This is a genomic window from Streptococcus sp. 4094 (assembly GCF_013277125.1).
In the GTDB taxonomy this organism is placed as follows: domain Bacteria; phylum Bacillota; class Bacilli; order Lactobacillales; family Streptococcaceae; genus Streptococcus.
On the sequence record NZ_VMMI01000014.1, the window covers coordinates 44,234 to 66,779 of the forward strand.

The window sequence follows — 22,546 nt, forward strand, 5'->3', positions numbered from 1 at the left end:
ATGAACGATAAAGAAAGGAAAGGGCTGGTTTATGGATAAAAAAGAATTATTTGACGCGCTGGATGATTTTTCCCAACAGTTATTGGTAACCTTGGCCGATGTGGAAGCCATCAAGAAAAATCTCAAGAGCCTGGTAGAGGAAAATACAGCTCTTCGTTTGGAAAATAGTAAGTTGCGCGAACGCTTGGGTGAGGTGGAAGCAGATGCTCCTGTCAAGGCTAAGCATGTTCGTGAAAGTGTCCGTCGCATTTACCGTGATGGATTTCACGTATGTAATGATTTTTATGGACAACGTCGAGAGCAGGACGAGGAATGTATGTTCTGTGACGAGTTGTTATACAGGGAGTAGGCATGCAGATTCAAAAAAGTTTTAAGGGGCAGTCTCCCTATGGCAAGCTGTATCTAGTGGCAACGCCGATTGGCAATCTAGATGATATAACATTTCGAGCTATACAGACCTTGAAAGAAGTGAACTGGATTGCTGCTGAGGATACGCGCAATACTGGACTTTTGCTCAAACATTTTGACATTTCTACCAAGCAGATTAGTTTTCATGAGCATAATGCCAAGGAAAAGATTCCTGATTTGATTGGTTTCCTGAAAGCAGGACAAAGTATTGCTCAGGTATCCGATGCAGGTCTGCCTAGCATCTCAGACCCTGGTCATGATTTGGTTAAGGCAGCTATTGAGGAAGAAATTGCAGTTGTCACCGTTCCGGGTGCCTCTGCAGGGATTTCTGCCTTGATTGCCAGTGGTTTAGCGCCACAGCCACATATCTTTTACGGCTTTTTACCGAGAAAATCAGGCCAGCAAAAGCAATTTTTCGACTCGAAAAAAGACTATCAAGAAACCCAGATTTTCTATGAATCTCCTCATCGTGTGGCAGATACGTTGGAAAATATGCTAGAAGTCTACGGCGACCGATCGGTCGTCTTGGTCAGAGAATTGACCAAAATCTATGAAGAATACCAAAGAGGTACCATTTCTGAATTGCTGGAAAGCATTGCTGAAACGCCACTCAAGGGAGAATGCCTTATCATTGTTGAAGGTGCCAGTCAGGATGTGGAAGAAAAAGACGAGGAGGACTTGTTCTTAGAAATCCAAGCCCGTATCCAGCAAGGTATGAAGAAAAATCAAGCTATTAAGGAAGTAGCTAAGTTTTACCAGTGGAATAAAAGTCAGCTCTACGCTGCCTATCACGATTGGGAAGAAAATCAAGAAAATGACTAAACAGGGAAGTTTGCCTTCTTCCCTTTTTTTGTTATACTAGTAGAAGAAAAAAATTAGAAAGATTTGTGGGAGTGAAAAAGTCCTGTGGACTTTTTCAGCCTGAGCCAGGAAATTCGAAAGCGAAGTAAGTCCTGTGGACTTTTTCAGCCTGAGCCAGGAAATTCGAAAGCGAAGTAAGTCCTGTGGACTTTTTCAGCCTGAGCCAAGAAACTTGAAAGCGAAGTAAGTCCTGTGGACTTTTTCAGCCTGAGCCAAGAAAGTCGAAAGCGAGTAAGTCCGATTGGCTTTTTCAATGTGAAACTTGTCTTCACACTCCCAAAGAGGTATTAGTGTCGTGTCTCAATCTTATATCAATGTTATCGGTGCTGGTTTGGCAGGTTCTGAAGCTGCCTACCAAATTGCAGAACGTGGTATTCCAGTTAAACTTTATGAAATGCGTGGTGTCAAGTCAACACCTCAACACAAAACAGACAATTTTGCTGAGTTAGTTTGTTCTAATTCCCTTCGTGGGGATGCTTTGACAAATGCAGTGGGTCTCCTCAAGGAAGAAATGCGTTGCTTGGGTTCTGTTATTTTGGAATCTGCTGAGGCTACACGTGTTCCCGCTGGAGGAGCCCTTGCGGTGGACCGTGATGGTTTCTCCCAAATGGTGACCGAAACAGTGGCTAATCATCCCTTGATTGAAGTGGCGCGTGATGAAATTACAGAATTGCCAACGGATGTTATCACAGTTGTGGCGACTGGTCCCTTGACTAGTGATGCCCTAGCTGAGAAAATTCATGCCCTTAATGACGGTGATGGTTTCTATTTCTACGATGCGGCAGCGCCTATTATCGACGTCAACACCATCGATATGAGCAAGGTTTATCTCAAGTCTCGTTATGATAAGGGAGAAGCTGCCTACCTCAATGCTCCAATGACCAAGCAAGAGTTCATGGATTTCCATGAAGCCTTGGTCAATGCGGAAGAAGCTCCGCTTAATTCTTTCGAAAAAGAAAAGTATTTTGAAGGTTGTATGCCTATCGAAGTCATGGCCAAGCGTGGCATTAAAACTATGCTTTATGGACCTATGAAACCAGTGGGTCTTGAGTATCCGGACGACTACACAGGACCTCGTGATGGCGAATTTAAAACACCTTATGCGGTTGTGCAACTTCGTCAGGATAATGCAGCTGGTAGCCTATACAATATTGTTGGTTTCCAGACCCACCTTAAATGGGGAGAACAAAAGAGAGTCTTTCAAATGATTCCAGGTCTTGAAAATGCTGAGTTTGTTCGTTATGGTGTCATGCACCGCAATTCTTATATGGATTCACCAAATCTTCTTGAGCAGACTTACCGTTCTAAGAAACAACCAAATCTCTTCTTTGCTGGTCAGATGACGGGTGTAGAAGGCTATGTTGAGTCAGCAGCTTCAGGCTTAGTTGCGGGTATTAACGCTGCTCGTCTTTTCAAGGGAGAAAGTGAGGCTATTTTCCCAGAGACGACGGCTATCGGAAGCTTAGCTCATTACATAACCCATGCTGACAGCAAACATTTCCAACCGATGAATGTCAATTTTGGAATCATCAAGGAGTTGGAAGGCGAACGTATCCGTGATAAGAAGGCTCGTTATGAAAAAATTGCAGAGCGTGCCCTTGCCGACTTAGAGGAATTTTTGACTGTCTAATTTTTTTGAAAGAATTGCTCATGATACTATAAAAATCTTAGAAATTGTGATAAAATAGGTAGGATAAAAAAAGGAGAGTGAAAATGGCGAATCCCAAGTATAAACGTATTTTAATCAAGTTATCAGGTGAAGCCCTTGCCGGTGAACGTGGCGTAGGGATTGATATCCAAACAGTTCAAACAATCGCAAAAGAGATTCAAGAAGTTCATAGCTTAGGTATCGAAATTGCCCTTGTTATCGGTGGAGGAAATCTCTGGCGTGGTGAACCTGCTGCAGAAGCAGGAATGGACCGCGTTCAGGCAGATTACACAGGAATGCTTGGGACTGTTATGAATGCTCTTGTGATGGCAGATTCATTGCAACAAGTTGGGGTTGATACACGTGTGCAAACAGCTATTGCTATGCAACAAGTGGCAGAGCCTTATGTCCGTGGACGTGCCCTTCGTCACCTTGAAAAAGGCCGTATCGTTATCTTTGGTGCCGGAATTGGTTCACCTTACTTCTCAACCGATACAACAGCGGCCCTTCGTGCAGCTGAAATCGAAGCGGATGCTATCCTTATGGCTAAAAATGGTGTCGACGGTGTTTACAATGCCGATCCTAAGAAGGACAAGACGGCCGTTAAGTTTGAAGAATTGACCCATCGTGACGTTATCAATAAAGGTCTTCGTATCATGGACTCAACAGCTTCAACCCTCTCAATGGATAACGACATTGACTTGGTTGTCTTCAACATGAACCAACCAGGCAACATCAAACGTGTCGTATTTGGTGAAAATATCGGAACAACAGTTTCAAATAATATCGAAGAAAAGGAATAAGAAAGATTATGGCTAACGCAATTATTGAAAAAGCTAAAGAGAGAATGACCCAGTCTCACCAATCACTTGCTCGTGAATTTGGTGGTATCCGTGCAGGTCGTGCCAACGCAAGTTTGCTCGACCGTGTACATGTAGAATACTATGGAGTAGAAACTCCTCTTAACCAAATCGCTTCAATTACCATTCCAGAAGCGCGTGTTTTGTTGGTAACACCATTTGACAAGTCTTCATTGAAAGACATCGAACGTGCCTTGAACGCTTCTGATCTTGGTATCACACCAGCTAACGACGGTTCAGTCATTCGTTTGGTTATCCCTGCTCTCACAGAAGAAACTCGTCGTGACCTTGCTAAAGAAGTGAAGAAGGTCGGCGAAAATGCTAAAGTGGCTGTCCGCAATATCCGTCGTGATGCTATGGATGAAGCCAAGAAACAAGAAAAAGCAAAAGAAATCACTGAAGACGAATTGAAGACTCTTGAAAAAGATATTCAAAAAGTAACAGACGATGCTGTCAAACACATCGACGACATGACTGCCAACAAAGAGAAAGAACTTTTGGAAGTCTAAAAATAAACAGAAAAACTCAGTTGGCATTGCTGGCTGAGTTTTATTCGAAAGAAGGAAATATGAATACAAATCTTGCAAGTTTTATCGTTGGACTCATCATCGATGAAAATGACCGTTTCTACTTTGTGCAAAAGGATGGTCAGACCTATGCACTTTCCAAGGAAGAAGGTCAACATACAGTAGGGGATACGGTCAAAGGTTTTGCTTATACGGATATGAAGCAAAAACTACGCTTGACCACTCTAGAAGTGACTGCTACTCAGGATCAATTTGGTTGGGGTCGTGTCACAGAAGTTCGTAAGGACTTGGGTGTCTTTGTAGATACAGGTCTGCCCGATAAGGAAATTGTTGTTTCGCTTGATATTCTCCCTGAACTCAAGGAACTCTGGCCTAAGAAGGGAGACCAACTCTATATCCGTCTTGAAGTGGACAAGAAAGACCGTATCTGGGGTCTCTTGGCCTATCAAGAAGACTTTCAACGTCTGGCTCGTCCTGCCTACAACAACATGCAGAACCAAAACTGGCCAGCCATTGTTTACCGACTCAAGCTGTCAGGAACCTTTGTCTACCTACCAGAAAATAACATGCTTGGCTTTATCCATCCTAGCGAGCGCTACGCAGAGCCACGTTTGGGGCAAGTATTAGATGCGCGCGTTATTGGTTTCCGTGAAGTGGACCGCACGTTGAACCTCTCCCTCAAACCACGTTCTTTTGAAATGTTGGAAAATGATGCCCAGATGATTTTGACTTATTTGGAAAGCAATGGCGGTTTTATGACCTTGAATGATAAGTCATCCCCTGAGGATATCAAGGCAACCTTTGGTATTTCTAAAGGTCAGTTCAAGAAAGCACTTGGTGGCTTGATGAAGGCTGGTAAAATCAAGCAAGACCAGTTTGGGACAGAGTTGATCTTGGGTGACTTATGAGAAAATCATTTTACACTTGGCTCATGACCGAGCGCAATCCTAAAAGTAACAGTCCCAAGGCTATCTTGGCAGACCTCGCTTTTGAAGAGTCTTCCTTCCCAAAACACACAGATGATTTTGATGAGGTGAGTCGCTTTCTGGAAGAACATGCCAGTTTCTCTTTCAATCTAGGAGACTTTGACGCTATCTGGCAAGAATACTTAGAACACTAGCATGATTCATTGGGTTTGGGCTAGTAATTTCTCCACCCCTTTGCTATAATAAAAAGAAATAAAAGGATTAGAGAGGTTCTTTATTTGAAGGAACATTCAATAGACATTCAACTGAGTCATCCAGATGACCTGTTTCATCTTTTTGGTTCCAATGAACGCCATCTTCGTTTGATGGAAGAAGAGCTGGATGTGGTGATTCATGCTCGTACGGAGATTGTGCAGGTTTTGGGAGAAGAGACTGCCTGTGAGGAAGCCCGTCAGGTTATTCAAGCTCTCATGGTCTTGGTAAATCGTGGGATGACCGTTGGTACGCCAGATGTGGTGACTGCGATTAGCATGGTCAAAAACGATGAAATTGATAAATTTGTCGCCCTTTACGAAGAAGAAATCATCAAAGACAATACTGGGAAGCCTATCCGTGTCAAAACCTTGGGTCAAAAACTTTATGTGGATAGTGTTAAACAGCACGATGTGACCTTTGGAATTGGGCCAGCAGGGACAGGGAAGACCTTTCTTGCAGTGACCTTGGCAGTGACAGCTCTTAAACGTGGGCAGGTCAAGCGAATTATCCTAACTCGTCCAGCAGTAGAAGCTGGAGAGAGTCTTGGATTTCTTCCGGGAGACCTTAAGGAGAAGGTAGATCCTTACCTTAGACCTGTTTATGATGCTTTGTATCAGATTCTGGGAAAAGATCAAACGACTCGTCTCATGGAACGTGAAATTATCGAGATTGCACCTCTTGCCTACATGCGTGGACGAACCTTGGATGATGCCTTTGTCATTCTCGATGAGGCGCAAAATACGACTATCATGCAGATGAAGATGTTTTTGACGCGTTTAGGCTTTCATTCTAAGATGATTGTCAATGGAGATATCAGTCAGATTGACCTGCCACGCAATGTCAAGTCAGGTTTGATTGATGCCCAAGAGAAACTAAAGAACATCCATCAGATTGACTTTGTTCATTTTTCAGCTAAGGATGTGGTTCGCCATCCTGTTGTCGCTCAGATTATCCGAGCTTATGAACCAGCTCCAGTTAAAAAAGAAGAGCGTGAAGAATTAGATCCTCAACCTCTATCTGAAGGATAGTTCTTTTGTACTTAAAGTTATCTCAATACCAAATATAAATTTGCGTTTTAAATATTTCATTCAATATCCTTATCTTAGTTAGAAACTTTTCAAGTGGAGGAAACGTATGGAATCAATTTTTGTAAAACTTGCCCAGTATCCGTCTATAGAAACGGAGCGTTTATTGCTTAGACCTGTAACTTTGGATGATGCGGAAGAAATGTTTGAGTATGCCTCGGATAAGGATAATACACGTTACACTTTTCTAACCAATCAAAGCTTGGAAGAAACCAAAAATAATATTGCCCAGTTCTACTTGGCCAATCCCTTGGGACGTTGGGGAATAGAACTAAAAAGCAATGGCAAATTTATCGGAACAATTGATTTGCACAAGATTGATCCTGTTCTTAATAAGGCAGCTATTGGCTACATTATCAATAAAAAGTATTGGAATCAAGGATTGACGACAGAAGCCAATCGTGCTGTGATTGAGTTAGCTTTTGAGAAGATAGGGATGAATAAGTTGGTTGCTTTACACGATAAGGACAATCCTGCATCTGGAAAGGTCATGGAGAAATCAGGTATGCGTTTTTCCCACGAAGAAGCTTATGCTTGTATGGACCAGCATGAAGAAGGACGAATCGTGACAAGAGTTCACTATGTATTGACCAAGGAAGACTATTTTGCAAATAAATAAGCAGTTGAGAAGACATTTTCAACTGTTTTTTCTTCCTCTTACGAATAATTTAAGAGAGGAGAAAATATGGAAGCAATTATCGAGAAAATCAAAGAGTATAAAATCATCGTCATCTGTACTGGTCTAGGCTTGCTTGTAGGAGGATTTTTCCTGCTAAAGCCAGCTCCACACACACCTGTCAAGGAAACGAATTTGCAGGCAGAAGTTGCAGCAGTTTCCAAGGATTCATCGACCGAAAAGGATGTGAAGAAGGAAGAAAAGGAAGAACCCCTTGAACAAGATCTAATCACAGTAGATGTAAAAGGCGCTGTTAAATCGCCGGGTATTTATGACTTGCCGGTAGGTAGTCGAGTCAATGATGCTGTTCAGAAGGCTGGTGGATTGACAGAACAAGCAGATAGCAAGTCGCTCAATCTAGCTCAGAAAGTTAGTGATGAGGCTCTGGTTTACGTCCCAACTAAGGGAGAAGAATCATCTAGTCAACAGGCGGGTTCTGGAACGCCTTCTTCAACAAGCAAGGACAAGAAGGTCAATCTCAACAAGGCCAGTATGGAAGAACTTAAGCAGGTCAAGGGACTGGGAGGAAAACGAGCTCAGGACATTATCGATCATCGTGAGGCAAATGGCAAGTTCAAGTCAGTAGACGAACTCAAGAAAGTTTCTGGTATTGGTGCCAAGACTATAGAAAAGTTAAAAGACTATGTTACAGTGGATTAAGAATTTCCCTATTCCCCTAATCTATTTGAGTTTTCTATTGCTCTGGCTTTATTACGCTATTTTCTCAGCGTCCTATCTAGCGCTGTTGGGTTTCGTTTTTCTGCTAGTCTGTCTCTTTATCCAATTTCCTTGGAAATTAGCAAGTAAAATTCTAGTGATTTGTGGAATCTTTGGTTTCTGGTTTCTCTTTCAAAATTGGCAACAGAGTCAAGCGAGTCAAAATTTGGCGGATTCTGTTGAAAGGGTGCGGATTTTACCCGATACTATCAAAGTCAATGGAGATAGTCTGTCCTTTCGGGGCAAGGCTGACAGCCGTACCTTCCAAGTTTACTATAAGCTTCAGTCCGAGAATGAAAAAGAACAATTTCAAGTCTTAACAGATCTTCATGAGATAGAACTTGAAGGAAAACTTTCAGAACCAGAAGGGCAGAGAAATTTTGGTGGTTTTGACTACCAAGCTTATCTGAAAACTCAGGGAATTTACCAGACTCTCAATATCAAAAAAATCCAGTCACTTCAAAAGGTTAGCAGTTGGGATATAGGTGAAAACTTGTCTAGTTTACGTCGAAAGGCTGTGGTTTGGATTAAGACGCACTTTCCAGACCCTATGCGCAATTATATGACAGGGCTCTTACTAGGACATCTGGATACGGACTTCGAGGAGATGAATGAGCTTTATTCCAGTTTAGGAATTATTCATCTTTTTGCCTTGTCGGGCATGCAGGTAGGATTTTTCATGGATGGCTTTAAGAAACTACTCTTACGATTGGGCTTTACCCAAGAAAAGTTGAAATGGCTGACCTATCCCTTTTCCTTTATCTATGCAGGTCTGACAGGATTTTCAGCATCAGTTATTCGCAGTCTTTTGCAAAAGTTACTGGCTCAACATGGTGTTAAGGGTTTGGACAATTTTGCCCTGACGGTGCTTATACTCTTTATCATCATGCCCAACTTTTTCCTGACCGCAGGAGGAGTTTTGTCATGTGCTTATGCTTTTATCTTGACTATGACCAGCAAAGAAGAGGAGGGACTTAAGGCTATTGCCAGAGAAAGTCTGGTTATTTCTTTGGGAATATTACCCATTCTATCCTTCTATTTTGCGGAATTTCAACCTTGGTCCATCCTTTTGACCTTTGTCTTTTCCTTTCTATTTGACTTAGTCTTCTTACCGCTCTTGTCTATCTTATTTGCCCTTTCCTTTCTCTATCCAGTCATTCAGCTGAATTTTATTTTTGAATGGTTGGAAGGCATTATTCGCTTGGTATCACAGGTGGCAAGTAGACCGCTTGTCTTTGGACAACCTAATGCATGGATTTTAATCTTATTGTTAATTTCCTTGGCTTTGGTCTATGATTTGAGGAAAAACATTAAAAGGCTAGTAGTGTTGAGCTTATTGATTACAGGTCTCTTTTTCTTGACCAAGCATCCACTGGAAAATGAAATTACCATGCTGGATGTGGGGCAAGGGGAAAGTATTTTCCTAAGGGATGTAACTGGTAAGACCATTCTTATAGATGTAGGTGGCAAGGCAGAATCTAATAAGAAAATCGAAAAATGGCAAGAAAAGACGACGACCAGCAATGCTCAGCGAAGCTTGATACCCTATCTTAAAAGTCGAGGAGTGAGCAAGATTGACCAGCTGATTTTGACAAATACGGACAAGGAACGTGTTGGAGATTTGTTGGAGGTGACCAAGGTTTTCCATGTAGGGGAGATCTTAGTATCAAAAGGCAGTCTGAAACAGAAGGAATTTGTGGTAGAACTACAGGCGACTCAAACCAAGGTGCGCAGTGTGACAGCAGGAGAGAACTTGCCCATTTTCGGAAGTCAGATAGAAGTCTTATCTCCAAGGAAAATTGGAGATGGAGGTCATGAAGATTCCCTGGTTCTTTATGGGAAACTCTTGGATAAGCACTTTCTCTTCACTGGAAATTTGGAGGAGAAAGGAGAGAAGGACTTGCTGAATCAATATTCTGACCTAGAGGTGGATGTTTTGAAAGCTAGCCAACATGGCTCTAAAAAATCATTAAGTTCAGCCTTTCTAGAAAAACTCAAACCAGAGCTTACTCTTATCTCAGTTGGAAAGAACAATCGAGCGAAACTCCCCCATCAGGAACCCCTGACCCGACTGGAAACTATAAATAGCAAAGTTTACCGAACTGACCAGCAAGGAGCTATACGGTTTAAAGGATGGAATAGATGGAAGATCCAAACAGTTGGTTAACGAGCAGAAACTTTAAAAAAAAATAACTTTTTATCTTGACAGGAGCTAGAAAACTTGGTATCATATAAAAGTTGAGAAAAGCAGAAGTGAGAGCTTCTCGCCTTGTGACATTAAGTTGCCTGGCCCTACGGATGAAAAGTTTCTAAGAAACGCTATCATAACGTGCGGGCTTGTATATTTACGAGTCCGCTATTGTTTTTCTCTAATAAAACAAAAGAGGTGAAAACCATAGCAAAGCAAGACTTATTCATCAATGATGAGATTCGTGTACGTGAAGTTCGCTTGATTGGTCTTGAAGGAGAACAGCTAGGCATCAAGCCACTCAGTGAAGCGCAAGCTTTGGCTGATAACGCTAATGTTGACCTAGTATTGATTCAACCCCAAGCCAAACCGCCTGTTGCAAAAATTATGGACTACGGTAAGTTCAAATTTGAGTACCAGAAGAAGCAAAAAGAACAACGTAAAAAACAAAGTGTTGTTACTGTGAAAGAAGTTCGTCTAAGTCCAACTATTGACAAGGGTGACTTTGATACAAAACTTCGCAATGCACGCAAATTCCTTGAAAAAGGAAATAAAGTTAAGGTATCTATTCGCTTTAAGGGTCGTATGATTACCCATAAAGAGATTGGTGCAAAAGTTTTAGCCGAGTTTGCTGAAGCAACTCAAGATATTGCCATCATCGAACAACGTGCTAAAATGGATGGACGTCAAATGTTCATGCAATTGGCGCCAGCGACTGACAAAAAATAATTGTCAGAAAGTTAAATAAAGGAGAAAAAATCATGCCAAAACAAAAAACACACCGCGCATCAGCTAAACGTTTCAAACGTACAGGTTCTGGTGGACTTAAACGTTTCCGTGCTTACACTTCTCACCGTTTCCACGGAAAAACTAAGAAACAACGTCGTCATCTTCGTAAAGCATCTATGGTGCATTCAGGAGATTACAAACGTATCAAAGCAATGCTTACTCGCTTGAAATAATAGCCTAACAGTAAGTAAACAATTCTAGGAAATATTTGGAGGAAATAAAACATGGCACGTGTTAAAGGTGGCGTTGTATCACGCAAACGTCGTAAACGTATTCTTAAATTAGCAAAAGGTTACTATGGAGCTAAACACATCTTGTTCCGTACTGCAAAAGAACAAGTAATGAACTCTTACTACTATGCATACCGTGACCGTCGTCAGAAAAAACGTGACTTCCGCAAATTGTGGATCACTCGTATCAACGCGGCAGCTCGTATGAACGGACTTTCATACTCACAATTGATGCATGGTTTGAAATTGGCTGAGATTGAAGTTAACCGTAAAATGCTTGCTGACTTGGCTGTTAACGATGCAGCAGCTTTCACAGCTCTTGCAGATGCAGCTAAAGCAAAACTTGGTAAATAATAACTGATAAGACTGGAACAGGATTGTCCCAGTCTTTTTAAAAATAAAGGAGAAAATATGGCTTCAAAAATGCTACACACTTGCTTACGAGTAGAAAATCTTGAAAAATCAATTGCATTCTATCAAGATGCTTTTGGATTTAAAGAATTGCGTCGCAGAGATTTTCCAGACCATGCCTTCACGATCGTCTATCTAGGTCTTGAGGGTGACGACTATGAGTTGGAATTGACCTATAACTACGATCATGGTCCTTATGTGGTTGGAGATGGATTTGCCCATATCGCCCTCAGTACACCTGATCTTGAGGCACTTCATCAAGAGCACAGTGCAAAAGGATATGAAGTGACTGAGCCAAATGGTCTACCAGGAACTTCACCAAACTATTACTTTGTCAAAGATCCTGATGGCTACAAGGTTGAAGTCATTCGTGAAAAATAATCTCGTGAGGTCAAGTAGAATGTTCGTTTTCTACTTGACTTTTTTTAGCTGAAAGAGTATACTAGTAAAAATTTAACCTTTAAGGGGAGTCCAGAGAGACTCACAAGGTGTCAGATAAAAGAATAGTACAATTTTCTAGAAGAGACTTTTTGAGTGTGCTCTCTTGTGTTGTACGATTTTAACTGAGGCCTTGCACTAGCAAGGTCTTTTCTTTGTCTGGTCCCCTTAAAATTTAAGGAGGAAAAGTCATGAATCCCACATGTAAGAAACGTTTGGGTGCAATTCGTTTGGAAACCATGAAGGTGGTTGCACAGGAGGAAATCGCGCCAGCAATCTTTGAACTAGTCCTAGAAGGAGAAATGGTTGAAGCCATGCGAGCAGGCCAATTTCTTCATCTGCGTGTGCCTGATGATGCCCATCTTTTGCGTCGTCCTATTTCAATTTCGTCTATCGATAAGGTTAAGAAGCAGTGTCATCTCATTTATCGAATTGAGGGAGCTGGGACAGCTATTTTTTCAACCTTAAGTCAGGGAGATACTCTTGATGTGATGGGTCCTCAGGGAAATGGTTTTGACTTGTCTGACCTTGATGAGCAGAGCCAGGTTCTCCTTGTTGGTGGGGGGATTGGTGTACCTCCTCTGCTTGAGGTGGCCAAGGAATTGCATGCGCGTGGTGTGAAAGTAGTGACAGTTCTCGGTTTTGCGAACAAGGCTGCTGTTATTTTAGAGACGGAATTAGCTCAATATGGTCAAGTCTTTGTAACGACAGATGATGGTTCTTATGGTATCAAGGGCAATGTTTCCGTCGTCATTAATGATTTAGACAGTCAGTTTGATGCTGTTTACTCATGTGGGGCGCCTGGAATGATGAAGTATATCAATCAAACCTTTTATGACCACCCTAGAGCCTATCTATCTCTGGAATCTCGTATGGCTTGTGGGATGGGGGCTTGCTATGCCTGCGTCCTAAAAGTGCCAGAAAGCGAGACGGTCAGCCAACGCGTCTGTGAAGATGGCCCTGTTTTCCGCACAGGAACAGTTGTATTATAAGGAGAAAATTATGACTACAAATCGTTTACAAGTTTCTCTACCAGGCTTGGATTTGAAAAATCCGATTATTCCAGCATCAGGCTGTTTTGGTTTTGGTCAAGAGTATGCCAAGTACTATGATTTAGACCTTTTGGGTTCTATTATGATCAAGGCGACAACTCTTGAACCCCGTTTTGGCAATCCAACTCCAAGGGTGGCAGAGACGCCTGCTGGTATGCTCAATGCAATTGGCTTGCAAAATCCTGGTTTAGAAGCTGTTTTAGCTGAAAAACTGCCTTGGTTGGAAAGAGAATATCCAAATCTTCCTATTATCGCCAATGTAGCTGGTTTTTCAAAACAAGAGTATGCAGCTGTTTCTCGTGGTATTTCCAAGGCAACTAATGTAAAGGCCATCGAGCTCAATATTTCTTGTCCCAATGTTGACCACTGTAATCACGGACTTTTAATTGGTCAAGATCCAGATTTAGCTTATGATGTGGTGAAAGCAGCTGTAGAAGCGTCTGATGTGCCAGTTTATGTCAAACTAACTCCTAGTGTGACCGATATCGTCACTGTCGCAAAAGCTGCAGAAGATGCGGGGGCATGTGGATTAACCATGATTAATACTCTAGTTGGAATGCGCTTTGACCTCAAAACCAGAAAACCAATCTTGGCCAATGGAACAGGTGGAATGTCTGGTCCAGCAGTCTTTCCAGTAGCCCTCAAACTTATCCGCCAAGTTGCCCAAACAACAGACCTGCCTATCATTGGAATGGGGGGAGTGGATTCGGCTGAAGCTGCCCTAGAAATGTATCTGGCTGGAGCATCGGCTATTGGAGTTGGAACAGCCAACTTTACCAATCCATATGCCTGTCCTGATATTATTGAAAATCTGCCAAAAGTCATGGACAAATACGCTATTAGCAGTCTAGAAGATCTACGCAAAGAAGTAAAAGAGTCTTTGAGGTAAACTGCAATCTATCTGTTCTTGATTTTTTATCAGTTTGTAATATGAATTTCAGAGAATTTTGGTACAATAAAATAAATAAGAACAGAGGAAGAAGGTTAATGAAGAAAGTAAGATTTATTTTTTTAGCTCTGATATTTTTCTTAGCTAGTCCAGAGGGTGTAATGGCCAGTGATGGTACTTGGCAAGGAAAACAATACCTGAAAGCAGATGGCAGTCAAGCAGCCAATGAGTGGGTTTTTGATGCTCACTATCAATCTTGGTTTTATATCAAAGCAGATGCCAACTATGCTGAAAATGAATGGCTGAAACAAGGTGATGATTATTTTTACCTAAAATCTGGTGGCTATATGGCCAAGTCAGAATGGGTAGAAGACAAGGGAGCCTTCTACTATCTTGACCAAAATGGAAAGATAAAAAGAAATGCCTGGGTAGGAACTTCCTATGTTGGTGCAACAGGTGCCAAGGTAATAGAAGACTGGGTCTATGATTCTCAATATGATGCTTGGTTTTATATCAAAGCAGATGGCCAGCATGCAGAGAAAGAATGGCTCCAAATTAAAGGGAAGGACTATTATTTTAAATCTGGTGGTTATCTACTGACAAGTCAGTGGATTGAGCAGGCTTATGTGAATGCTAGTGGTGCCAAAGTACAGCAAGGTTGGCTTTATGACAAACAATACCAATCTTGGTTTTATATCAAAGAAAATGGAAATCATGCTGACAAAGAATGGATTTTCGAAAATGGTCACTATTATTATCTAAAATCCGGTGGCTATATGGCAGCCAATGAATGGATTTTGGATAAGGAGTCATGGTTTTATCTAAAATCTGATGGCAAAATGGCTGAGAAAGAATGGCTATACGATGCTAAAAGTCAAGCTTGGTACTACTTCAAATCTGGTGGTTACATGGCGAAAAATGAGACTGTAGATGGTTATCAGCTTGTAAGCGACGGTAAATGGCTTGGAGAAAAAGCTACAAACGAAAATGCTGCTTACTATCAAGTAGTGCCTGTCACAGCAAATGTTTATAATGCAGATGGTGAAAAGCTCTCCTATATATCACAAGGTAGTGTTGTTTGGCTAGATAAGGATAGAAAAAGTGAAGACAAGCGCCTGGCTATTACTATTTCTGGTTTGTCAGGCTATATGAAAACAGAAGATTTACAAGCGCTAGATGCTAGTAAGGACTTTATCCCTTATTATGAGAGTGATGGGCACCGTTTTTATCACTATGTGGCTCAGAATGCTAGTATCCCAGTAGCTTCTCATCTTTCTGATATGGAAGTGGGCAAGAAATATTATTCGGCAGATGGGCTGCATTTTGATGGTTTTAAGCTTGAAAATCCCTTCCTTTTTAAAGATTTGACAGAGGCTACAAACTATAGTGCTGAAGATTTGGATAAGATATTTAGTCTGTTAAATATTGACAATAGTCTCTTGGAAAATAAGGGAGCTACCTTTAAGGAAGCCGAAGAACATTACCATATCAATGCCCTCTATCTCCTTGCTCATAGTGCCTTAGAAAGCAACTGGGGAAGAAGTAAGATTGCTAGAGATAAGAATAATTTCTTTGGAATTACAGCCTATGATACGACTCCTTACCTTTCTGCCAAGACATTTGATGATGTGGATAAAGGTATTTTAGGTGCAAGCAAGTGGATTAAGGAAAATTATATCGATAGGGGCAGAACTTTCCTGGGAAACAAGGCGTCTGGTATGAATGTGGAATATGCCTCAGACCCTTATTGGGGTGAAAAAATTGCTAGTGTGATGATGAAAATCAATGAGAAACTAGGTGGCAAAGATTAGTCCTATAATTGGATATGATTTGAGTGAGTAGTAAGTTAAAAATCCTGATTTCAAGTAAAATCAGGATTTTTTCATGGATGTAATTTTTTCGGGGTCTGGTGTGACGCGGAGGGTCTTTTGTCCTGTGTAAGTGACAAAGCCGGGTTTTCCACCAGTTGGTTTGTTGAGTTTCTTGACTTCAATCATATCTACCTGAACCAGATTTGACAGGCGACTTTGAGAGAAGTAGGCGGCTAGTTCTGCCGCGTCTGTCTTGACTTCATCGGATGGGTCAAGATTGCCTGAGATGACAACATGGCTTCCAGGAATGTCCTTGGCATGGAACCAAAGTTCCTCCTTGCGGGCCATTTTAAAGGTTAGCTCCTCGTTTTGCAGGTTATTGCGGCCGACATAAATGATGGTTTTACCATCGCTTGCTAGATATTGTTCTGGTTTTTTGCGTTTCTGGATTTTCTCCCGTTGTCTTCTTCGGATAAAACTAGTTTGAATCAATTCTTCGCGGATTTCAGCGATTTCTTCCAGTCCAGCTTGGTTGAGGACGGTTTCTACACTTTCCAAATAGAGAATAGTTGCCTTGGTTTCCTCAATCAGATCAGTCAAGTATTTGACAGCTTCTTTGAGTTTCTGATACCGTTTAAAATAGCGTTGGGCATTCTGGTTGGGAGTCAAGGCCTTATCAAGCGCAATGGTGATAGGTTGATTAGTGTAGTAGTTGTCTAGGATAACCTGGTCTTGGTCGTTAGGCACTTGGTGGAGGAAGGTTGTCAGCAATTCTCCTTTTTGGCGAAATTCTTCAGCATTGTCTGTCGCCAGTAACTCTTTTTCCTGTTTTTTCAGCTTATGTCGATTTTTCTGCAGTTCGTTTTCAACACGGCGAATGAGTTCACTGGCTTGCTGTTTGACACGGTCTCGCTCAGCCTTGTCCTTATAGTAGGTGTCCAACAAATCAGAAAGACTGGAAAAAGGCTCTCCCACTTGATTTTCAAAAGGAACTGGACTGAAAGAAGTCTCAGTCAAGCATGGTTTGGTTTCTTGACTGAAAAAGTCACGGAAAGTAGATAGTTTATCGGTAATAAGAATGTTTTCCAATTCATTTGCTGTATCACGTCCCAGACCTTGAAAGAGGTTTTGAAGGTTTTTAGCTGTCGTTTCCTGAGTTTGCAGGATTTCAAAGAGTTTCTCGTTCTTGATCGTAAAAGGATTGGGAGATTCCGTACTTGGCGGAGCGATATAGGTCGATCCAGGAAGCAAGGTACGGTAGCTATTTTGTGAAAAGCCGACGTGTTTAATAACTTCGAGGATTTTATGACTACTTTTATCAACCAGTAGAATGTTACTGTGTTTACCCATGATTTCGATAATCAAGGTAGCCTGAATATGGTCTCCAATCTCGTTTTTATTGGAAACTGTAATTTCCACAATGCGGTCATTTTCAATCTGCTCGATCGACTCAATCAGAGCCCCCTGCAAATACTTTCTCAAAACCATGATAAAGGTGGAAGGTTGGGCTGGATTTTCAAAAGTCGTTTGGGTCAGCTGAATGCGTCCAAAAACTGGATGGGCAGAAAGGAGCAGACGATGGCTTTGGCGATTGCTGCGGATTTGCAAGACCAATTCTTGTTCAAAAGGCTGATTGATTTTCTGGATGCGACCGTTCACTAACTCTCTTTGCAATTCCTCAACCATGTGGTGTAAAAAAAATCCGTCAAATGACATCGTTCTCTCCTTGTGATTGTATTCCATAGTATTATATCAAAAAGGTAGAATAAAATCATGGAAATGTGGTATAATAAAGCCAAGTAAAGAGAAACGAGAAGCACATGTATATTGAAATGGTAGATGAAACTGGTCAAGTTTCAAAAGAAATGTTGCAACAAACCCAAGAAATTTTGGAATTTGCAGCCCAAAAATTAGGCAAAGAAGACAAGGAGATGGCAGTTACTTTTGTGACCAACGAGCGTAGCCATGAACTCAATTTGGAGTACCGTGACACAGACCGTCCGACAGACGTCATCAGCCTTGAGTATAAGCCAGAGTTGGAAATTGCCTTTGACGAAGAGGATTTACTTGAAAATCCAGAATTGGCAGAGATGATGTCTGAGTTTGATGCCTATATTGGGGAACTGTTCATCTCTATTGATAAGGCTCATGAGCAGGCCGAGGAATATGGCCATAGCTTTGAGCGTGAGATGGGCTTCTTGGCAGTACACGGCTTTTTACATATCAACGGCTATGATCACTACACTCCGGAAGAAGAAGCGGAGATGTTCGGTTTACAAGAAGAAATTTTGACAGCCTATGGACTCACAAGACAATAAACGAAAATGGAAAAATCGTGACCTGATATCCAGTTTAGAATTTGCCCTTACAGGAATTTTTACTGCTATCAAGGAAGAACGCAATATGCGAAAACATGCAGTAACGGCTCTTGTAGTTATTCTTGCAGGTTTTGTTTTTCAGGTGTCACGAATCGAATGGCTCTTTCTCCTATTGAGCATTTTCTTGGTAGTAGCTTTTGAAATTATCAATTCTGCTATCGAAAATGTGGTGGATTTGGCCAGTCACTATCACTTTTCTATGCTGGCTAAAAATGCCAAGGATATGGCGGCTGGCGCGGTATTAGTGGTCTCTCTTTTCGCAGCCTTAACAGGCGCATTGATTTTTCTCCCACGAATCTGGGATTTATTATTTTAAACAGTAAGAGGAAATTATGACTTTTAAATCAGGCTTTGTAGCCATTTTAGGACGTCCCAATGTTGGGAAGTCAACCTTTTTAAATCACGTTATGGGGCAAAAGATTGCCATCATGAGTGACAAGGCGCAGACAACGCGCAACAAAATCATGGGAATTTACACGACTGATAAGGAACAAATCGTCTTTATCGATACGCCAGGGATTCACAAGCCTAAAACAGCTCTCGGAGATTTCATGGTTGAGTCTGCCTACAGTACCCTTCGCGAAGTGGACACCGTTCTTTTCATGGTGCCTGCTGATGAAGTGCGTGGTAAGGGGGACGATATGATTATCGAGCGTCTCAAAGCTGCCAAGGTTCCAGTGATTTTGGTGGTGAACAAGATTGATAAGGTCCATCCAGACCAGCTCTTGTCTCAGATTGATGATTTTCGTAATCAAATGGACTTTAAGGAAATCGTTCCAATCTCAGCTCTTCAAGGGAATAACGTCTCTCGTCTAGTGGATATTTTGAGTGAAAATCTAGATGAAGGTTTCCAATATTTCCCATCTGATCAAATCACAGACCATCCAGAACGTTTCTTGGTTTCAGAGATGGTTCGCGAGAAAGTCTTGCACCTAACTCGTGAAGAGATTCCTCATTCTGTTGCAGTAGTGGTTGACTCTATGAAACGAGATGATGAGACAGACAAGGTTCATATCCGTGCAACCATCATGGTCGAGCGCGATAGCCAAAAAGGGATTATCATCGGTAAAGGTGGCGCTATGCTTAAGAAAATTGGTAGCATGGCCCGTCGTGATATCGAACTTATGCTAGGAGACAAGGTCTTCCTAGAAACCTGGGTCAAGGTCAAGAAAAACTGGCGCGATAAAAAGCTAGATTTGGCTGACTTTGGCTATAATGAAAAAGAATACTAAGTAGAGGTGGGCTCATGCCTGCTTCTTGTTTTTACAGAAGGAGGACTTATGCCTGAATTACCTGAGGTTGAAACTGTTCGTCGTGGCTTAGAAAAATTGATTATAGGAAAGAAGATTTCGAGTATAGAAATTCGCTACCCCAAGATGATTAAGACGGATTTGGAAGAGTTTCAAAGGGAATTGCCTAGTCAGATTATCGAGTCAATGGGACGTCGTGGTAAATATTTGATTTTCTACCTGACAGACACGGTCTTGATTTCCCATTTGCGGATGGAGGGCAAGTATTTTTACTATCCAGACCAAGTACCTGAACGCAAGCATGCCCATGTTTTGATTCATTTTGAAGATGGTGGCACGCTTGTTTATGAGGATGTTCGCAAGTTTGGTACTATGGAACTCTTGGCGCCTGACCTTTTAGACGCCTACTTTATTTCTAAAAAACTAGGGCCTGAACCAAGCGAACAAGACTTTGATTTACAGGTCTTTCAAGCTGCCCTTGCCAAGTCCAAAAAGCCTATCAAATCCCACCTTTTAGACCAGACCTTGGTAGCTGGACTTGGCAATATCTATGTGGATGAGGTCCTCTGGCGTGCTCAGGTTCATCCAGCTAGACCTTCCCAGACTTTGACAGCAGAAGAAGCGACTGCCATTCATGACCAGACCATCGCTGTTTTGGGACAGGCTGTTGAAAAAGGTGGTTCCACCATTCGGACCTATACCAATGCCTTTGGGGAAGATGGAACCATGCAGGATTTTCATCAGGTCTATGACAAGGCTGGTCAAGAATGTGTACGCTGTGGTACCATTATTGAGAAAATCCAACTAGGCGGACGTGGAACCCACTTTTGTCCTCAGTGCCAAAGGAGGAATTGATGGGAAAAATCATTGGAATCACTGGGGGAATTGCCTCTGGTAAGTCAACTGTGACAAATTTTCTAAGAAAGCAAGGTTTTCAAGTAGTGGATGCCGACGCAGTCGTCCACCAGTTACAGAGACCTGGTGGCCGCCTGTTTGAAGCTCTAGTCCAGCACTTTGGGCAAGAAATCATCCTTGAAAACGGAGAACTTAATCGCCCTATCCTAGCTAGTCTTATCTTTTCAAATCCTGAGGAACAGGAATGGTCTAAGCGAATCCAAGGAGAGATTATCCGTGAGGAACTAGCTACGTTGAGAGACCAGTTGGCTCAGACAGAAGAGATTGTCTTCATGGATATTCCCCTGCTTTTTGAACAAGACTATGCCTCTTGGTTTGATGAGACTTGGTTGGTCTATGTGGACCGAGATGTCCAAGTAGAACGCTTAATGAAAAGGGACCACTTGTCCAAAGATGAAGCTGAGTTTCGTCTGGCAGCCCAGTGGCCTTTAGAGAAAAAGAAAGATTTGGCCAGCCAAATTCTTGATAATAATGGCAATCAGGATCAGCTTCTAACTCAAGTACTTACCTTTCTTGAGGGAGGTAAGCAAGATGACAGAGATTAACTGGAAGGATAATCTGCGCATTGCCTGGTTTGGTAATTTTCTGACAGGAGCCAGTATTTCCTTAGTTGTGCCTTTTATGCCCATCTTTGTGGAAAATCTAGGTGTAAGGAGTGAGCAAGTCGCTTTTTATGCAGGCTTAGCTATTTCTGTCTCTGCTATTTCGGCGGCGCTCTTTTCTCCTATCTGGGGTATCCTTGCTGATAAATACGGCCGAAAACCCATGATGATTCGTGCTGGCCTGGCCATGACCATTACTATGGGAGGCTTAGCCTTTGTCCCAAATATCTATTGGTTAATCTTTCTCCGTTTACTAAACGGTGTATTTGCTGGTTTTGTTCCCAATGCAACGGCCTTGATAGCCAGTCAAGTTCCCAAGGAGAAATCAGGCTCTGCCTTAGGTACTTTGTCTACAGGCGTAGTTGCAGGTACTCTAACTGGTCCCTTTATCGGGGGATTTATTGCAGAATTATTTGGCATTCGTACTGTTTTCTTACTGGTTGGTAGTTTTCTATTCTTAGCTGCTGTTTTGACTATTTGCTTTATCAAGGAAGATTTTCAACCAGTAGCCAAGGAAAAGGTCATCCCAACCAAGGAATTATTTACATCAGTTAAATATCCCTATCTTTTGGTCAATCTCTTTCTGACCAGTTTTGTCATCCAATTTTCAGCCCAATCAATCGGCCCTATCTTAGCTCTGTATGTACGCGACTTAGGCCAGACAGAGAATCTTCTTTTTGTCTCTGGTTTGATTGTATCCAGTATGGGCTTTTCCAGTATGATGAGTGCAGGAGTCATGGGCAAGTTAGGTGACAAGGTGGGGAATCATCGCCTCTTAGTTGTAGCCCAGTTTTATTCAGTCATCATCTATCTCCTCTGTGCCAATGCCTCTAGCCCGCTTCAACTAGGACTCTATCGTTTCCTCTTTGGATTGGGAACCGGTGCCCTGATTCCCGGAGTTAATGCCCTTCTCAGTAAGATGACACCCAAAGCTGGTATTTCGAGGGTCTTTGCCTTTAATCAGGTATTCTTTTATCTGGGAGGTGTCGTTGGGCCTATGGCAGGTTCTGCAGTAGCAGGTCAATTTGGCTACCATGCAGTATTTTATGCGACAAGCCTTTGTGTTGCCTTTAGTTGTCTCTTTAACCTGCTTCAATTTCAAACATTATTAAAAGTAAAGGAAATCTAGTGCGAGTAAAAATTAATCTCAAATGCTCCTCTTGTGGCAGTATCAATTACCTAACCAGTAAAAATTCAAAAAACCATCCAGACAAGATCGAGGTTTTAAAGTATTGTCCCAAGGAAAGAAAAGTAACCCTACATCTTGAATCTAAGTAGATTTTATGGTAAAATAATAAGGATTTTAAGGAGTTTGATATGTATAACCTATTATTAACCATTTTATTAGTATTATCTGTTGTGATTGTGATTGCGATTTTCATGCAACCAACCAAAAACCAATCCAGCAATGTATTTGATGCCAGCTCAGGTGATTTGTTTGAACGCAGTAAAGCACGCGGTTTTGAAGCTGTAATGCAGCGTTTGACAGGGATTTTAGTCTTTTTCTGGCTAGCCATTGCCTTAGCATTGACGGTATTATCAAGTAGATAAGAAAATAATGGGCAGGACTAGGTCTTTGCCTCTTTTTATTTTTAAAGGATGTTTGAGAAGGTTTTACAGTAAAAGAAAA

At 41.8% G+C, this 22,546-nt stretch carries 27 protein-coding genes and 1 other annotated feature; of the genes, 26 read left to right on the forward strand and 1 reads right to left on the reverse strand.

Features of this window, described 5'->3' with window-relative positions:
• Window positions 1-31 precede the first annotated feature (31 nt).
• From yabA to HT721_RS04605, 18 genes are all read left to right on the forward strand, one after another.
• Window positions 32-349 carry a DNA replication initiation control protein YabA gene (yabA, locus tag HT721_RS04520; protein WP_000358228.1) on the forward strand — a complete coding sequence of 106 codons (318 nt, stop codon included), beginning with the start codon at window positions 32-34 and terminating at the stop codon, window positions 347-349.
• 2 nt (window positions 350-351) lie between these two features.
• Entirely contained in the window at window positions 352-1,230 is an 879-nt protein-coding gene (gene rsmI, locus HT721_RS04525) for a 16S rRNA (cytidine(1402)-2'-O)-methyltransferase (RefSeq protein WP_173229085.1), read from the forward strand.
• A gap of 334 nt (window positions 1,231-1,564) precedes the next feature.
• On the forward strand, window positions 1,565-2,899 hold the full coding sequence (gene trmFO, locus HT721_RS04530) for a methylenetetrahydrofolate--tRNA-(uracil(54)-C(5))-methyltransferase (FADH(2)-oxidizing) TrmFO (RefSeq protein WP_173229087.1): 1,335 nt from the start codon (window positions 1,565-1,567) through the stop codon (window positions 2,897-2,899).
• A gap of 83 nt (window positions 2,900-2,982) precedes the next feature.
• Window positions 2,983-3,720, forward strand: coding sequence for a UMP kinase (pyrH, locus tag HT721_RS04535; protein WP_000002996.1), 738 nt, complete (start codon window positions 2,983-2,985; stop codon window positions 3,718-3,720).
• A gap of 8 nt (window positions 3,721-3,728) precedes the next feature.
• Complete coding sequence (gene frr / locus HT721_RS04540; RefSeq protein WP_001262225.1) at window positions 3,729-4,286, forward strand: ribosome recycling factor; 558 nt, start codon at window positions 3,729-3,731, stop codon at window positions 4,284-4,286.
• Between the two features lie 59 nt (window positions 4,287-4,345).
• A complete protein-coding gene (gene cvfB, locus HT721_RS04545) occupies window positions 4,346-5,212 on the forward strand; it encodes an RNA-binding virulence regulatory protein CvfB (RefSeq protein ID WP_173229089.1) in 867 nt (288 codons plus the stop codon).
• Window positions 5,209-5,424, forward strand: coding sequence for a YozE family protein (locus tag HT721_RS04550; protein ID WP_001232089.1), 216 nt, complete (start codon window positions 5,209-5,211; stop codon window positions 5,422-5,424). The genes cvfB and HT721_RS04550 overlap by 4 nt, the downstream gene beginning before the upstream one ends.
• Window positions 5,425-5,508: 84 nt before the next feature.
• Window positions 5,509-6,513 carry a PhoH family protein gene (locus tag HT721_RS04555; RefSeq protein WP_173229091.1) on the forward strand — a complete coding sequence of 335 codons (1,005 nt, stop codon included), beginning with the start codon at window positions 5,509-5,511 and terminating at the stop codon, window positions 6,511-6,513.
• A gap of 106 nt (window positions 6,514-6,619) precedes the next feature.
• Window positions 6,620-7,189 (forward strand): GNAT family N-acetyltransferase, encoded by a 570-nt coding sequence (locus tag HT721_RS04560; protein ID WP_173229093.1) that lies wholly within the window; start codon window positions 6,620-6,622, stop codon window positions 7,187-7,189.
• A gap of 66 nt (window positions 7,190-7,255) precedes the next feature.
• Window positions 7,256-7,906, forward strand: coding sequence for a helix-hairpin-helix domain-containing protein (locus HT721_RS04565; protein WP_173229095.1), 651 nt, complete (start codon window positions 7,256-7,258; stop codon window positions 7,904-7,906).
• Window positions 7,890-10,130, forward strand: coding sequence for a DNA internalization-related competence protein ComEC/Rec2 (locus tag HT721_RS04570; protein WP_173229097.1), 2,241 nt, complete (start codon window positions 7,890-7,892; stop codon window positions 10,128-10,130). Before HT721_RS04565 ends, HT721_RS04570 begins: the two co-directional genes overlap by 17 nt.
• A gap of 72 nt (window positions 10,131-10,202) precedes the next feature.
• Window positions 10,203-10,334, forward strand: a sequence feature (ribosomal protein L20 leader region).
• 15 nt (window positions 10,335-10,349) lie between these two features.
• A complete protein-coding gene (gene infC / locus HT721_RS04575) occupies window positions 10,350-10,880 on the forward strand; it encodes a translation initiation factor IF-3 (protein WP_000848180.1) in 531 nt (176 codons plus the stop codon).
• A gap of 32 nt (window positions 10,881-10,912) precedes the next feature.
• Window positions 10,913-11,113, forward strand: a complete 201-nt coding sequence (rpmI, locus tag HT721_RS04580; RefSeq protein ID WP_001125943.1) for a 50S ribosomal protein L35 — start codon at window positions 10,913-10,915, stop codon at window positions 11,111-11,113.
• A gap of 51 nt (window positions 11,114-11,164) precedes the next feature.
• Complete coding sequence (gene rplT, locus HT721_RS04585; protein ID WP_000124834.1) at window positions 11,165-11,524, forward strand: 50S ribosomal protein L20; 360 nt, start codon at window positions 11,165-11,167, stop codon at window positions 11,522-11,524.
• A 57-nt stretch (window positions 11,525-11,581) separates the two neighbouring features.
• Window positions 11,582-11,962, forward strand: a complete 381-nt coding sequence (locus HT721_RS04590) for a VOC family protein (protein ID WP_173229099.1) — start codon at window positions 11,582-11,584, stop codon at window positions 11,960-11,962.
• A 248-nt stretch (window positions 11,963-12,210) separates the two neighbouring features.
• On the forward strand, window positions 12,211-13,011 hold the full coding sequence (locus tag HT721_RS04595; RefSeq protein WP_173229101.1) for a dihydroorotate dehydrogenase electron transfer subunit: 801 nt from the start codon (window positions 12,211-12,213) through the stop codon (window positions 13,009-13,011).
• Window positions 12,974-13,960, forward strand: a complete 987-nt coding sequence (locus HT721_RS04600; RefSeq protein ID WP_173229103.1) for a dihydroorotate dehydrogenase — start codon at window positions 12,974-12,976, stop codon at window positions 13,958-13,960. Before HT721_RS04595 ends, HT721_RS04600 begins: the two co-directional genes overlap by 38 nt.
• A gap of 41 nt (window positions 13,961-14,001) precedes the next feature.
• A complete protein-coding gene (locus HT721_RS04605; RefSeq protein ID WP_173229105.1) occupies window positions 14,002-15,771 on the forward strand; it encodes a glucosaminidase domain-containing protein in 1,770 nt (589 codons plus the stop codon).
• A gap of 60 nt (window positions 15,772-15,831) precedes the next feature.
• On the opposite strand, the gene pavA is transcribed toward HT721_RS04605, so the two are convergent.
• Window positions 15,832-17,487 (reverse strand): Rqc2 family fibronectin-binding protein PavA, encoded by a 1,656-nt coding sequence (gene pavA / locus HT721_RS04610; protein WP_173229107.1) that lies wholly within the window; start codon window positions 17,485-17,487, stop codon window positions 15,832-15,834.
• Window positions 17,488-17,591: 104 nt separating this feature from the next.
• Here pavA and ybeY point away from each other — a divergent pair, with 104 nt between their 5' ends.
• The 8 genes from ybeY to secG are packed head-to-tail and all read left to right on the forward strand — an operon-like array spanning window position 17,592 to window position 22,467.
• On the forward strand, window positions 17,592-18,089 hold the full coding sequence (gene ybeY, locus HT721_RS04615) for an rRNA maturation RNase YbeY (protein WP_000275156.1): 498 nt from the start codon (window positions 17,592-17,594) through the stop codon (window positions 18,087-18,089).
• A complete protein-coding gene (locus HT721_RS04620) occupies window positions 18,070-18,465 on the forward strand; it encodes a diacylglycerol kinase (RefSeq protein WP_000378166.1) in 396 nt (131 codons plus the stop codon). The genes ybeY and HT721_RS04620 overlap by 20 nt, the downstream gene beginning before the upstream one ends.
• A 16-nt stretch (window positions 18,466-18,481) precedes the next feature.
• Entirely contained in the window at window positions 18,482-19,381 is a 900-nt protein-coding gene (era, locus tag HT721_RS04625; protein WP_173229109.1) for a GTPase Era, read from the forward strand.
• Window positions 19,382-19,429: 48 nt separating this feature from the next.
• Entirely contained in the window at window positions 19,430-20,254 is an 825-nt protein-coding gene (gene mutM / locus HT721_RS04630) for a DNA-formamidopyrimidine glycosylase (protein ID WP_173229110.1), read from the forward strand.
• A complete protein-coding gene (gene coaE, locus HT721_RS04635) occupies window positions 20,254-20,859 on the forward strand; it encodes a dephospho-CoA kinase (protein WP_173229112.1) in 606 nt (201 codons plus the stop codon). Before mutM ends, coaE begins: the two co-directional genes overlap by 1 nt.
• Window positions 20,846-22,045, forward strand: coding sequence for a multidrug efflux MFS transporter (locus HT721_RS04640; protein ID WP_173229114.1), 1,200 nt, complete (start codon window positions 20,846-20,848; stop codon window positions 22,043-22,045). Before coaE ends, HT721_RS04640 begins: the two co-directional genes overlap by 14 nt.
• Window positions 22,045-22,194, forward strand: coding sequence for a 50S ribosomal protein L33 (gene rpmG, locus HT721_RS04645; protein WP_050277970.1), 150 nt, complete (start codon window positions 22,045-22,047; stop codon window positions 22,192-22,194). The genes HT721_RS04640 and rpmG overlap by 1 nt, the downstream gene beginning before the upstream one ends.
• Window positions 22,195-22,233: 39 nt before the next feature.
• Window positions 22,234-22,467: a preprotein translocase subunit SecG gene (secG, locus tag HT721_RS04650; RefSeq protein WP_000282517.1), complete on the forward strand. Its 234-nt coding sequence runs from the start codon at window positions 22,234-22,236 to the stop codon at window positions 22,465-22,467.
• Window positions 22,468-22,546: the final 79 nt, after the last annotated feature.

Coding starts and splice junctions, on each gene's coding strand:
- yabA (WP_000358228.1), top strand. CDS start 32: ATGGATAAAAAAGAATTATTTGACGCGCTGGATGATTTTTCCCAACAG.
- rsmI (WP_173229085.1), top strand. CDS start 352: ATGCAGATTCAAAAAAGTTTTAAGGGGCAGTCTCCCTATGGCAAGCTG.
- pyrH (WP_000002996.1), top strand. CDS start 2,983: ATGGCGAATCCCAAGTATAAACGTATTTTAATCAAGTTATCAGGTGAA.
- frr (WP_001262225.1), top strand. CDS start 3,729: ATGGCTAACGCAATTATTGAAAAAGCTAAAGAGAGAATGACCCAGTCT.
- cvfB (WP_173229089.1), top strand. CDS start 4,346: ATGAATACAAATCTTGCAAGTTTTATCGTTGGACTCATCATCGATGAA.
- HT721_RS04550 (WP_001232089.1), top strand. CDS start 5,209: ATGAGAAAATCATTTTACACTTGGCTCATGACCGAGCGCAATCCTAAA.
- HT721_RS04560 (WP_173229093.1), top strand. CDS start 6,620: ATGGAATCAATTTTTGTAAAACTTGCCCAGTATCCGTCTATAGAAACG.
- HT721_RS04565 (WP_173229095.1), top strand. CDS start 7,256: ATGGAAGCAATTATCGAGAAAATCAAAGAGTATAAAATCATCGTCATC.
- HT721_RS04570 (WP_173229097.1), top strand. CDS start 7,890: ATGTTACAGTGGATTAAGAATTTCCCTATTCCCCTAATCTATTTGAGT.
- rpmI (WP_001125943.1), top strand. CDS start 10,913: ATGCCAAAACAAAAAACACACCGCGCATCAGCTAAACGTTTCAAACGT.
- rplT (WP_000124834.1), top strand. CDS start 11,165: ATGGCACGTGTTAAAGGTGGCGTTGTATCACGCAAACGTCGTAAACGT.
- HT721_RS04590 (WP_173229099.1), top strand. CDS start 11,582: ATGGCTTCAAAAATGCTACACACTTGCTTACGAGTAGAAAATCTTGAA.
- HT721_RS04595 (WP_173229101.1), top strand. CDS start 12,211: ATGAATCCCACATGTAAGAAACGTTTGGGTGCAATTCGTTTGGAAACC.
- HT721_RS04600 (WP_173229103.1), top strand. CDS start 12,974: ATGGCCCTGTTTTCCGCACAGGAACAGTTGTATTATAAGGAGAAAATT.
- HT721_RS04605 (WP_173229105.1), top strand. CDS start 14,002: ATGAATTTCAGAGAATTTTGGTACAATAAAATAAATAAGAACAGAGGA.
- pavA (WP_173229107.1), bottom strand. CDS start 17,487: ATGTCATTTGACGGATTTTTTTTACACCACATGGTTGAGGAATTGCAA.
- ybeY (WP_000275156.1), top strand. CDS start 17,592: ATGTATATTGAAATGGTAGATGAAACTGGTCAAGTTTCAAAAGAAATG.
- HT721_RS04620 (WP_000378166.1), top strand. CDS start 18,070: ATGGACTCACAAGACAATAAACGAAAATGGAAAAATCGTGACCTGATA.
- era (WP_173229109.1), top strand. CDS start 18,482: ATGACTTTTAAATCAGGCTTTGTAGCCATTTTAGGACGTCCCAATGTT.
- mutM (WP_173229110.1), top strand. CDS start 19,430: ATGCCTGAATTACCTGAGGTTGAAACTGTTCGTCGTGGCTTAGAAAAA.
- coaE (WP_173229112.1), top strand. CDS start 20,254: ATGGGAAAAATCATTGGAATCACTGGGGGAATTGCCTCTGGTAAGTCA.
- HT721_RS04640 (WP_173229114.1), top strand. CDS start 20,846: ATGACAGAGATTAACTGGAAGGATAATCTGCGCATTGCCTGGTTTGGT.
- secG (WP_000282517.1), top strand. CDS start 22,234: ATGTATAACCTATTATTAACCATTTTATTAGTATTATCTGTTGTGATT.